General features: G+C 65.1%; 9 protein-coding genes and 1 pseudogene. 6 read left to right on the plus strand and 4 right to left on the minus strand.

Annotated elements, in window-relative coordinates; all coding sequences use genetic code 11:
• The first annotated feature begins 53 nt into the window (after positions 1-53).
• Positions 54-2,333, plus strand: coding sequence for a PAS domain S-box protein (locus ALA01S_RS28500; protein WP_157119354.1), 2,280 nt, complete (start codon positions 54-56; stop codon positions 2,331-2,333).
• Between the two features lie 209 nt (positions 2,334-2,542).
• Here ALA01S_RS28500 and ALA01S_RS28505 read toward each other — a convergent pair whose 3' ends face one another.
• Positions 2,543-3,454 carry a LysR family transcriptional regulator gene (locus ALA01S_RS28505; RefSeq protein WP_066342670.1) on the minus strand — a complete coding sequence of 304 codons (912 nt, stop codon included), beginning with the start codon at positions 3,452-3,454 and terminating at the stop codon, positions 2,543-2,545.
• 98 nt (positions 3,455-3,552) lie between these two features.
• On the opposite strand from ALA01S_RS28505, the gene ALA01S_RS28510 reads away from it, so the two are divergent.
• From ALA01S_RS28510 to ALA01S_RS28525, 4 genes are read left to right on the plus strand one after another with little or no spacing between them, the layout of a single operon-like run.
• Complete coding sequence (locus ALA01S_RS28510; RefSeq protein ID WP_169806036.1) at positions 3,553-4,539, plus strand: Bug family tripartite tricarboxylate transporter substrate binding protein; 987 nt, start codon at positions 3,553-3,555, stop codon at positions 4,537-4,539.
• On the plus strand, positions 4,536-5,405 hold the full coding sequence (locus ALA01S_RS28515) for an enoyl-CoA hydratase/isomerase family protein (protein ID WP_066342673.1): 870 nt from the start codon (positions 4,536-4,538) through the stop codon (positions 5,403-5,405). Before ALA01S_RS28510 ends, ALA01S_RS28515 begins: the two co-directional genes overlap by 4 nt.
• A complete protein-coding gene (locus ALA01S_RS28520; protein WP_066342675.1) occupies positions 5,389-6,645 on the plus strand; it encodes a CaiB/BaiF CoA transferase family protein in 1,257 nt (418 codons plus the stop codon). The genes ALA01S_RS28515 and ALA01S_RS28520 overlap by 17 nt, the downstream gene beginning before the upstream one ends.
• 13 nt (positions 6,646-6,658) lie before the next feature.
• A complete protein-coding gene (locus tag ALA01S_RS28525) occupies positions 6,659-8,287 on the plus strand; it encodes an FAD-dependent monooxygenase (RefSeq protein ID WP_066342678.1) in 1,629 nt (542 codons plus the stop codon).
• 37 nt (positions 8,288-8,324) lie between these two features.
• Here ALA01S_RS28525 and ALA01S_RS33680 read toward each other — a convergent pair whose 3' ends face one another.
• The 3 genes and pseudogenes from ALA01S_RS33680 to istA all read right to left on the minus strand — a co-directional run bounded on the left by ALA01S_RS33680 (position 8,325) and on the right by istA (position 10,912).
• Positions 8,325-8,549: a hypothetical protein gene (locus ALA01S_RS33680; protein WP_157119355.1), complete on the minus strand. Its 225-nt coding sequence runs from the start codon at positions 8,547-8,549 to the stop codon at positions 8,325-8,327.
• A gap of 155 nt (positions 8,550-8,704) precedes the next feature.
• Positions 8,705-9,442: an IS21-like element helper ATPase IstB gene (gene istB / locus ALA01S_RS28530; RefSeq protein WP_066342682.1), complete on the minus strand. Its 738-nt coding sequence runs from the start codon at positions 9,440-9,442 to the stop codon at positions 8,705-8,707.
• Positions 9,443-9,484: 42 nt separating this feature from the next.
• Positions 9,485-10,912 (minus strand): annotated as a pseudogene (istA, locus tag ALA01S_RS28535) (IS21 family transposase).
• Between the two features lie 490 nt (positions 10,913-11,402).
• Here istA and ALA01S_RS28540 point away from each other — a divergent pair.
• A partial coding sequence (locus ALA01S_RS28540; RefSeq protein ID WP_373863017.1) for an RCC1 domain-containing protein occupies positions 11,403-12,063 on the plus strand: 661 nt, incomplete at its 3' end.

Here is a 12,063-nt window from a genome sequence, read left to right on the forward strand (position 1 = left end):
CTAAGCCCAAAGAGACCATCTCGGTACATGGGTCCAGCGTGGCGCAGCCCGCCATGCTGGCACTCACCATGCGCGCGCTGCTCAGTGATGGGCACGACGAGCTTTTCCGGCGCTTCATGGACAGCGTCCATGACTACGCCATCTTCCTATTGACGCCCGAAGGGTTGATCGCTTCTTGGAACGTGGGCGCAGAGCGCATCAAGGGCTACCACGCCGACGAGATCATCGGAAGGCATTTTTCCGTCTTTTATCCCCAGGAGGCACTTGAGCGCGACGTGCCCGCGCAGGCGCTTTGCACGGCCGTGCAGCAAGGGCAGTGGCGCGACGAAGGCTGGCGGCTGCGCAAGGACGGCAGCCGATTCTGGGCTCACGTGCTGATCTCCCCGCTGCTGGGCCCCACCGGCGAGGTGCTGGGCTTTTCCAAGGTCACGCGCGACATGACGGAAAAGCGTGAAGGCGAGCAGCGCTTGGTCGAGGGCGAGCGCAACCTGCGGCTGTTGGTGGAGACGGTCCAGGACTACGCCATCTTCTCGCTGGACTGCCACGGCGTCATCACGAGCTGGAATCGCGGTGCGCAGCGCATCAAGGGTTACACGGCCCAGGAAGCCGTCGGCCGGCATTTCTCCATGTTTTATGAGCCACCGGACGTGGCGCGCGGCTGGCCGCAGGAGGAGCTGGAGCGCACCGCTGAGCAGGGCAGATTTGAGGACGAAGGCTGGCGGGTACGCAAGGACGGCTCTCGCTTCTGGGCCAACGTCGTCATCACCGCCATCAAGGACGAGCACGGCCGGCTGCTGGGTTTCTCAAAGGTCACCCGCGACCTGACCGAGCGGCGCCGCCACGAGGAGCAGCTGCGCGAGCGCGAGGAGAGCCTGCGCCTGTTAGTCGAAGGCGTCAGGGACCATGCCATGTTCCTGCTCGATGCCAAGGGGCGCATCAAGGCGTGGAACGCGGGAGGCCAGCGTTTGCTGGGCTACGACAGCGCCCAGGTCCTGGAGCACGACGTCTCCATGTTCTACCCGGAGGAAGATCGCCTGGCGGGCAAGCCCCAGGCCGAGCTGGCGTCGGCCCAGAGCGCCGGGCACCTGTTGGTCGAGGGCTGGCGCCAGCGTGCGGACGGCACCAGGTTCTGGGCCGAGGTCACGACGACACGCCTGGAAGGCGATGGCGAGAGTGCGGCGCCGCGTGGCTTCATCCGCATCGTCCGGGATCTGACTGAGCGCCGCCGCGCCGAGACGCTGGAGATGGAGGGCCGGCGGCTGAGCGAGTTCATCGCCGTGCTCTCGCACGAGCTGCGCAATCCCCTGGCGCCGATTCGCAACGCGGTGGCGATCCTGGGCCGGTTCACCGACGAGCCGCAGGCCCGCTGGTGCCTGGACTTGCTGGGGCGGCAGATCGGCCACATGACCCGCCTGGTGGACGACCTGCTTGACGTCAGCCGCATCACCAGCGGCAAGATCCGTCTGGAGCCCGTCGCGCTGGAGCTCAACACGCTGGTGCGCATGGCCGTCGACGCGGCCAGCGCCATGGTCAAGCAGCACGGGCACTCGCTGACCGTACGGCTGGCGCCGATGCCCATCCAGATCATGGGGGACACCACGCGGCTGACGCAGGTCGTGGCCAATCTGCTCACCAATGCCACCAAGTACACGCCGCCCCCAGGGCGCATCGACGTCAGCGTCAGGGACGACGGGGACGTCGCCACGATGCAGGTGAACGACACCGGCATCGGCATGAGCGAGTCCCTGCTGCAGCGGGCCTTCAAGCCCTTTGTACAGGGCGTGCGCGCTCTTGACCGCTCCGAAGGCGGCCTGGGCGTCGGCTTGGCGCTGGTGAAGAACATCGTCGAACTCCATGGCGGCAGCGTCAGCGCAGCCAGTGCCGGCACCGGCAAGGGAACGACCATCACGGTCACCTTGCCGATCCGCAAGCAAGCGGCCACAGAGCCTTCAGCCGCTGCGCAAACCGTCGTCGTGCCAAGCCCGCGGCGCGTGCTGGTCGTTGACGATCACCACGATGTTGCTGAAAGCTTGGCAATGCTGCTGCGCATGTCGGGCCACGATGTCCAGGTAGCGCAAGACGGACCGATGGCGCTCGGCATGGCAGCGGCTTTGCGGCCCGACATTGTGTTGCTCGACATTGGGCTTCCCGGGATGGACGGCTACGAGTTGGCACGCCGCATCCGCGAGCTGCCGGAACTCGGGGCTGTGCAGCTCATCGCCGTGACGGGGCATGGCCGGGAGGCAGACCGTCAGGCTGCCGCGGCCGCGGGCTTCCACGCGTTCATCACCAAGCCGGTTGACCCGGAGGAACTGGCGCGTCTGGTGAATTGACCATTGGAATGTCGAACTCTGGGTACACCTCGGCACGCTTTGACGCCAATGGAGTGGGGTCACAAGACAAAGTTGACGCATCGCCTCACAGTGTCGTCATGCGGGTGACGGTGGCGACCACGTCACTGTTCGGTCCAACGGTGCGAGCCGCGGATCGAACGCAAGCGTTTCAACTTCCGTTTCTCCATTGACCGTGGAAACAGGTCAGCCTACGAGCCGGTCTCATTCGCCTTTACAGCGTTGGAATGGTCAATCCCAAGCTCAGCGACGAAATCCTCTTGGTGCTTGCTTTTCCGTACGTCCTTGCGCGAGACGATTGATATCGGAATCGTGAGGTCGAGGTCTTCAATCGCCAACGCCTGTAAACGTCCATCGTTCAGCTCTCGGGCAATGCACGGGCGGGGCAGACAACCCAGACCAATACCAGTTTCCACCGCGCTGCGCAAGATGTTCAAACTGTCGCTCTCCAGGACCACCTCCAGGCTGGACAAGTGATTGAGCAACGCCAAGGTGAACTGGCGCCGCGTGTCGCTGAAACGGTGCTGAAGGCACCATCTCTGGTCTTTCAGATCGGCTGCTCGCAGACGCTTCTTGCGTGACAGCGGATGTTCCGGCGAACAGAACACGACCAGGGACTCCTGGCGCCATCTCAGCATGTCCAAGGTTGGACGCACCGTGATGAACTCGATCAGTCCCAGATCCAGGGCCATTTCATCGACACGGTTGATGACATCGAAGGCCGGCATGACCGAAATGCTGAGCCGGACTTGAGGATGGCGCTTCTGGAAACGAGGGCAAATCTCGTTGAGAAGGTAATCACCGACGGTAGGGCTAGCGCCGATGCGGACGTGCTTCTGCTGGGACGCGGAGGCCAGTGACGTCGTGATCTCTTCCGCCTGCACGAGCATCGACCGCGCCATCGGCTGAAGGGCCTTGCCCTTTTCGCTGAGTACCAGCCGCTTGCGTACGCGCACAAACAACTCCGCGCCAAGCATCTGCTCCAACTGCTGCAGCGACATGCTCGCCGCAGGCTGCGTCATGCCCAGCTGCTCGGCTGCTTCGCTGACGCTGCCCAGGCGTGCGATGGCGTCGAAAACCGCCAGCTGCTTCAACGTAAACATAAGCTTCCCTGATGAACATTATCAATGATATTACTTTGACGTATCTAACGCCCCTTCCTACCATCGAGCTCAACAACTACTTAGTAGGAGACAAGCACATGAGTCCTCGTTCGGTCCGCACGCGCTTGAGCGGCATCTCCTTTTCCCTGGCCCTTGGCTTGGGCGTGCTCGGCGCAGCCGCGTCGGCTCAGGCAGACGGGTTCCCTGAGCGTGCGGTAACGCTCGTGGTGCCCACGCCCGCCGGTGGCCCGCTCGATTTTTTCGCGCGCCTTCTCTCGCCCGCACTTGGCAAGCGTTGGAGCGTTCCGGTGATCGTCGAGAACAAGCCCGGTGCCGGCACGGCGCTGGGCACGCAGGCAGTCGCCCGTGCCAAACCCGATGGCTACCAACTCCTGATCGCGAACATCGCGATCTCGGCCCATGGCGCGCTCAACCGGACACCGCTGTTCGATGTCGAGCGCGAGCTCCAGCCGCTCACCCTGATCGCGTCCACCCCGTACTTCCTGATTGCCTCGCAGAAGGGGCCCACGACCCTCGACGCCTTCGTGGCCCAGGCCAAGTCCAAGTCGGGTGAGCTCAATCTGGGCATCATCGCCAACAGCCAGCAACATCTGGATACCGTTCGCATGATGACCACGCTGGGCATCAAGGCGACGCTGGTGCCTTACACAGGGACGGCGCCCATCATCCGGGCCCTGCTGGGAGGCGAACTGCACGGGTACCTTGGAACGCTGGCAGGCATGGAGCAGCACTTCGCGGCCAAGAAGCTGTTTCCGCTGGCCATGACCGGCTCGAAGCCCTGGCCTTCTCAACCCAGCGTGCCCACCTTCCAGTCGAAGGGCTACTCGCTGGAGCTGAACCCCTGGTATGCCGCCTTCGCGCCGGCGGGACTGCCGCCCCAGGTGACCGGCAAGTTGCGCGAAGACCTGCTTGCCGTGATGAAGACTGCCGAGTTCCAGTCTCGCGTCCGCGATGGCGGGTATGAGCCGCGCACGTCTACCGACACGGAACTGGCGCGCATGGTCAGCGACAACCTTCGCTTGTCCCGCGAAATCGTCCAGGCCAACAACATCAAGCCGGAATGACGACGATGGCACCGCCCGAGTTCAAGAACATTCGCCTAGAAAGGCGTAACAGCGTCGCGCATGTCGTGCTCGCGCGCCCCGACAAGTTGAACGCGCTCGCATTTGGCCCGGGCTCGAATCGCGCCGAGATCGCGGCTGCACTGCAATGGGCAGACGCTGATCCGGACACCGGGGCGGTCCTGATTCGTGCCGAAGGCCGCAGCTTCTGTGCGGGTGGAGATCTCACCGGGCTTGAAGCGTTTGCCGGAGCCGGGCAAGACGAGTTCCTCATCGCCGAGGTGGACCGTTTTCATGCCGCCGTGCGGCAGACCCAGAAGCCGACCATTGCCGCGGTACACGGGGCCTGCTTGGGCGCGGGGCTGGGCTTCATCGTGCAGTGCGATTTTGTGCTGGCCTCCACTAACGCGACCTTCGGCCTGCCTGAAGGCCGTTTCGGCCACCCGGGAGGGTCGGAGCTGGTGCCGCTGATTGGGCAAGCCTGGGCCAAGTTCATGATCTTCACCGGCGAGCGCCTGGATGCCCGTCGTGCCGTCGATATCGGGTTAGTGCTGCTGATGCTTGAGCTCAGCCAGCTCGAGCCAGGCGCCTGCGAGTTGGCCGAGCGCATCGCACGCATGCCCAAAGATGCACTGCGCCTCAACAAGGCCGCCATCGACAAGGCCGGCGAGGCAGGTGGGCGCGGCGTGGCCCGCATTGCCGGCCGCAGCGGCGACGTGGCTACCAAATCAATGAGCCGTCATGCCAAGGCGCCCGATGGCCGCCTATTTGAGGACATTCTCCGGGCTGAAGGCCCCCAAGGCCTCAAGAAGGCGCAGCAACAGCAGTACACGGAATCCTGGTTGGAGAAATATGTTGACCCCATCTGAAAACTCTGCTGCGGGCCATGCACCGCAGGCCTTGGCTGGCTTGCGGATACTGGACATGACCAACGTTGTCATGGGGCCGTATGCCACGCAGGTACTGGCCGACTACGGTGCCGACGTGGTCAAGATCGAATCGCCGTCGGGAGACACCACGCGGCAGATCCCCCCCATGCGCCACGCGGACATGGGATGCTTGTTCCTGCACCTGAATCGGAACAAGCGCAGTGTCGTGCTCGACCTCAAGCTGCCGGAATGCGTCGAAGCTTTCGTTGCGATGGCATCACAGTCGGACGTGCTGATCTGCAATGTTCGCCCCGCGGCGCTCGCCCGGTTGGGCATCACCTACGAGGACCTGGCGGCCCGCAATCCCCGCCTGATCTGGATCAGCCTCGTCGGCTTCGGCAGCGACGGACCTTATGCCGGACGGCCCGCGTATGAGGACCTGCTGCAGGGGTTGACCGGCATGCCGGCCATGCTGGTGCAGGCGGGTTCCGAACAGCCGCATTACGTGCCACTGTCCTTCAACGATCGCGTTGTCGGGCTGCACGCGGCCATCGCGCTCTTGTCCGCGGTGCAATGGCGCGAACGCAGCGGTCGTGGCCAGTTCATCGAAGTGCCGATGTTCGAGACGATGACCCAGTTCACCGTCGGGGATCACATGGGCGGGCAGACATTCGAGCCGCCGGCAGGGCCGATGGGTTACCAGCGCACCTTGAACAAAGAGCGTCGCCCGTATGCGACCCGTGACGGATTCATCTGCCTCGTCGTCTACACCGACAAGCACTGGCGTTCATTTTTCGAAGTGGTCGGCCAGCCGGAGCGCTTCGATACCGACAAACGTGTGCAGAGCCTTCGGAGCCGCACAACCCATGCTGGGGTGCTGTACGCGGAACTGGCCGAGATCATGCGCACCAGGAACACGGCGGACTGGCTCGAGCTCATGAATCAGGCGGACATCCCGGCAGCGCCCATGCTCACCTTGGACAACGTGGTCACGGACCCGCACCTGGAAGCGGTAGGCATGTTCCAACTCGTTGACCATCCGACGGAGGGGGTCGTGCGGCAACTGCGTCCACCTACCCGGTGGAGTGAATCGCCACCGACCGTGCGCCTACTGGCGCCGTCGCTGGGACAACACACGGCCGAGGTGCTGCGCGAAGCGGGGGTAGATCCGGCGCAGATCGATCACATCGTGGCGCGCCTGGCACAACGAGGCACGGCCAAGCCCCGTCATGGGTCCTGAGAGAGGGTCAAGGATGATGAAGAACTATATGGAAACGCCGGTCCTGATCGTCGGTGGCGGGCCGGTCGGATTGGCATTGGCGCTGGACCTCAACCACCAGGGGACCGAATGCCTGATCGCGGAGCAACAGGCAGGTACCGCATTGGTCGTGCAGGCGAAGGCTGGCACCCACAATGAACGCACGATGGAGTTCTGCCGCCGATGGGGCTTGACGGAGGAGATTGCCGCCGCCTATCCAGATGACGAAGCGCGCGACACCGTCTACTGCACGTCGCTGGATGGATACCTGATCGGCCGCAGCAAGGTGCCGTCCGCGCGCGATCGCGGAGTCCCCGCAGTCGGTCCGGAAATGATGCGCCGCTGCGCCCAGAACCAGTTCGATCCGATCCTGGCGCGCGCCGTGCAGGCCAGCAGCCACGCCCGCCTGCAGTACAACCTGATCTTCGAATCGTTCGTGCAGGACGACCAGGGTGTCACCTCGCGGCTTCGCGACACGTCGACAGGAGAACAGGTGGAGATCCGTTCGGCGTACCTCGTCGGCTGCGATGGGGCAGGCAGTCCGATCCGCAAATCGCTCGGAATTCCTTTCGAGTTGATCAAGCAGATGGACTTCTCGCTCAGCGCCATGCTGCGGATTGAGCACCTGGAGCGCTACCACGATTTCGGCAGCCTTGAGCGATTCATGTTCATCGGGCCCGAAGGCACATGGGCCAACATGACCTCCGTGGACGGTCGGGGACTGTACCGGTTCACCGTGGTCGGCTCCGAAGCGGCTCTGGATGCGGAAACATTCGACATCGACCCGATCATCCGCCGTGCCTTCGGCAAGATCGAGGTGCCTTACGTCATCGAGAGGGTGGTGCCGTGGCGTCGGGCGCAAACGCTGGCGCGCACCTACGGGCGCGGTCGCGTATGGCTGGCGGGCGATTCGGTCCATACGACCTCGCCAACGGGCGGACACGGGCTTAACACCGGAATTGGCGATGCGACTGACCTGAGCTGGATGCTATCGGCCCGCTTGGCAGGCTGGGGCGGCGAACGCCTGCTGGACGCCTACACCACGGAACGACGGCCCGTTGCACTGCGCAATCTGGGCAGCGCCACGCAGAACTACCACGCGTGGGTGGGCAGCGGGATGGACAACGTGGACAAGGCCGGGCCACAGGGTGCCGCCGCGCGACGCAACATCGGCAATTCGCTCGTTGTTTCGCTGCATCAGGAATGGTTTTCCCAAGGCATTGCGCTGGGCTATCGCTACGACGATTCCCCACTGGTCGTCAGCGACGGTACGCCGCCGACTGAAGATCACCCCAGCTCCTATGTACCCCGCGCGCGACCGGGTCACCGCGCGCCGCACGCCTGGCTGACTGATGGCCGATCCACGCTGGACCTGTTCGGCCGCGGCTTCGTACTGCTGGCATTTGGCGGAGCATCGACCGAAGCCGGGCCGTTGTCGATGGCGGCTCAAGCAGTGCAGATGCCTCTGCAGGTCTACGAGATCGACCAACCGGAAGTTGTCGCGCTTTACCGCAACCGACTGGTGCTGGTGCGTCCAGATGGCCACGTGGCATGGCGTGGAGACGCCCTGCCGCAGAACGTGGACGCTCTGGTCGAAACCGTGCGCGGCGCCGCATCTCGCTGACCGGTGCGCTGCGTCAAGCAGCGCCTGGCAAAAGGAATCACGCAGTGGCCCAGCAGAGGTCGCTGGCCTTGCTTTGGCAGACAGGACGCAAATCGGCAAGAGCCTTTGATTTGCCGTTCAGCAATAACCGAACCGAAAGAACATCATGAGTGAGAGCTTTACCGCCGTCGTTGTCGAAGAGGTTGACGGCAAGCCCGCCACCGTCTTCAAGCAACTGCGTTTGCAGGACCTTCCGGACCACGACACGTTGGTTGATGCGCATTCCACTGATCACGGACACCCCGGGAGGGGTGCCTGAGTGACAGGTGCAATGGTAGTTCAGCTGCCCGCCATCACCGTGGAATGCTGTCCGCCTTCGCGTGGAACGCGGGCGCTCCGCCATGTCGATAGCCCGCGGGCAGCGTGCCGCGGATGCCGTCAGCCCTGCGGTGGGTCCCGGCGCAGCGACTCGCCCTTGAGCTCGATGATGTGCGCCCCGTGCCGCAGGCGGTCCATGATGGCGTCGGCGATGGTGGGCTCGGCCAGCCACTGGTGCATGGCGTCCGTGGGCAGCTGGCTGGTGATGAGGGTGCTGCGGCTGCCGACGCGGTCGTCCAGCAGTTCCAGCAAGTCCTGGCGTTCCAGGGCAGTGATCGGAGCGATGGCCAGATCGTCGAGCACGAGCACGTCAAGCCGCGCCAGTTGTGCCAGGCGGCGGGTGAAGCTGCCGTCGCCGTGGGCCACCTGCAGCTCCTGCAGCAACCTCGTGGCCCGGGTGTAGAGCACCGAGAAGCCCTGGCGGGCTGCCTGTTGCGCCAGGGCGCAAGCCAGCCACGTCTTACCGCACCCGGTGGCGCCTGTGAGAATCAGGTTGCGGCCATGGCGGATCCAGTCGCCCTGGGCCAGCGCGGTGATGAGGTGACGATCCAGGGCACGGCTGGCACGCCAGTCGATGTCCTCCACGCAGGCACTGCTGACCTTGAGCTTGGCGCTCTTGAGCAGCCGCGCCACGCGCTTGCCCTCGCGCCAGTCCAGTTCACGCTGCACGAGCAGCGCCAGACGTTGTTCGAAGGGCAGCCCCTCGGCGGCGGCCTGGGTGGCGCTGTCGTTGAGCGCAGCAATCATGCCGTCCAGGCGCAGGCTGCGCAGTTGGTCCAGGGTGTGTTGATGAAGCATGGGAAGGTCTTGTTGTTGGAGGATGAAGGCGCGATCGACGCATCAGTGGTGGCTGTAGTAGCCGGGCCCGCGCACGTTGTCGTGGACCGGCATTGACGCCGTGGTACCGCCCGGCGTGGTCGAGCCCTGTCGGTCCAGGCCGCATTCCCGGATGGACTTGACGCTGCGGTAGTGCGGCGCCCGGATGGACTGCGCGCGGGCGCAAGCCGCCTCCAGCCGCTCCTGGCCGTACTGCCGTGCCAGGCGCATGAGCTCCAGGCAGGCGCGGTAGCCCTGCTCGGGGTGCGGGCGGTGTTCCATCTGCCAGCGCACCACGGCGGCGGTGGCCGCGCCGATGCGCTGGCGGCGCAGCAGCACCTCCAGCGTGGTGGCCGTGACGCGCAGCTCCACCGCAGCGCCCACGTGCTGGTGCGGCACCGAGTAGTAGTGCCCCTCGTAGGCCACGTGGTAGTCGATGTTCACGCGCGCCGGCTTGAACTGCGCCAGCACCATGGGCTGCGGCGGCAGCGACTTGAGCGCCGGCGCGTCCAGCGCCTCGAAGGCCGACGCCCGGCAGCCGGGCAGCTTCTTGAAGGGGCGCTGGTTCAACTCGACCAGCAACCCGGCGATGGCGACGTTGAGCTCGCCCAGGCTGAAGAAGCGGCGGTGGCGCAGCCGCGCCAGGATCCAGCGCTCGACGACCTGGACTCCCACTTCGACCTTGGCCTCGTCCTGTGGCCGCCCGGGACGCGCGGGCAGCACCGCCACGCCGTAGTGCTCGCCCATCTCCTGCATCAGCCGGGCAGTCATGGGTTCATAGGCGTCGGGGTTGGCGATCAGCGCGCGCGGCTGATCGGGCACCAGCAACCGCAGCACGCCGTTGATGAACTCCAGCGCCGCGATGATGGCGCCCACCCAGTCGGCCGCCGTCTGCTGCGGGGTGGCGCAGGCGTAGGTGTAATTCGACGCGCCCAGCACCGCCACGAACACCTGGGCGCGCCGGATCTCGCCTGTCAGCGCGTCGACCAGCGGCACCGTCTGCCCGGCGTAGTCACGAACAGCCGCTCGCCGGCCGGATGCACCTGGAGCATGGAGCGCTTGAGCTTCTTGGCCCAGGCGCGGTATTTCTCGCAGTAGGCGCTGTAGCGGTAGGCCTGCTCGCCGCAGCGCTCGCGGTATTCCTCCCACAGCAGCCGCAGCGTCACACCCGGGCGCTTGAGCTCCTGGTGCAGCCGCCCGTAGTCGGGCTCGTGCCGGTGCGAGCTGCGCGGGCGCGGCGGCGGGTACAGCCGCGCCTGCAGTTCCTCGTCGCTGAACGTGCTGGCCAGCGGCCAGTCAATGTCCCGCTGTGCGCGCGTACAGCGCGATCTCGCTGACGGTGGACTTGCTGATGCCCAGCACCGCGGCCACTTGCCGCGTGCTCAAGCCGGAGTCGGCCAGTAGTTGTAGTGCTCGTCTGATCTTGCTCATGAGGACCCTTGGGGTGGGCATCGGCTCTCCGGTCAAAAACCGGCCAGCCTATGCCGCGGTTGGGTCACTCAGAACACCGTGCCGGTGTCCGCGATCAGGATGGAACGCTGTCCGCCTTCAGCGCGGAACGCCGTCCGGGATGGCGCGGAATACGCAATCAGTCAATTGATGACGGGCCCTAACCACGGCCTTAACTGTAATTCGCAAATTCATAAGAGCTTGTCGCGCAACGCATTTTTCAAGCAGAACGTACCAGGCTCTTTGGAAATTACCTGTGCCCCAGCCGCAGCACCGTGGAGGGTTCGCGCAGGCACCGCTTTAACTGAACATTGGTTACATCAGCGCCGTGGTGCGCGTCTGCACGGTTGATGTCGCGCAAAGCCCGGCGTGATGGCTGGCCTAGATTTCATTCGCCGCTGGGGCAGCGATGAAAAGGCGGCTTGCCCATTCAAAGGGTGGCACCGCCGCTGTACCCATGCTTCCATTCGCTCGGCAAGCGCAGGAGATGGCAATGAACCGTTTGATGAACTCGCTGCCGCGCCTGGACATGTTGCGCCGCCTGGTGCTGGTCTTCGCGTGGCTGGTGGCGCTGTGCCTGAGCGCCCTGCCGGGTGGAGCACGCGCCGCCTTGACTGCCACGGTGGTGGCCTGGGGCTACAACGGCGACGGCGAGGTGAACGTGCCCGCCGGGCTGACGGACGTGCGTGCCGTGGTCGCCGCAGGGACGTACTCAATGGCACTTAAGCGGGACGGCACGGTGGTGGCCTGGGGCAATAACGACGAGGGCCAGACAGAGGTGCCCGCCGGACTGCGTGACGTTGTGGCCATCGCTGGTGGGCCGCTTCACGCCTTGGCGCTCAAGAGCGACGGCACGGTAGTGATGTGGGGCTGGAGCAATGGGGGACTGACGGCCGTTCCCCCGGGGCTGCGCGACGTCGTCGCCATCGCGGCGGGCAACATCCACACGGTGGCGCTCAAGCGCGACGGCACCGTGGTCGCATGGGGTTGGAACGACCAGGGCCAGACGAACGTGCCGCCTGATCTGCGCGACGTCGTGGCGGTGGACGCCGGGGGCTATCACACGGTGGCGCTCAAGCGTGACGGCACCGTGGTCGCCTGGGGCGCCAACTGGTATGGCCAAGCGGATACGCCTGCTGCGGCGCGCAGCGGCG

The organism is Azohydromonas lata NBRC 102462 (genome assembly GCF_001571085.1).
Taxonomy (GTDB): Bacteria; Pseudomonadota; Gammaproteobacteria; order Burkholderiales; family Burkholderiaceae_C; genus Azohydromonas; species Azohydromonas lata.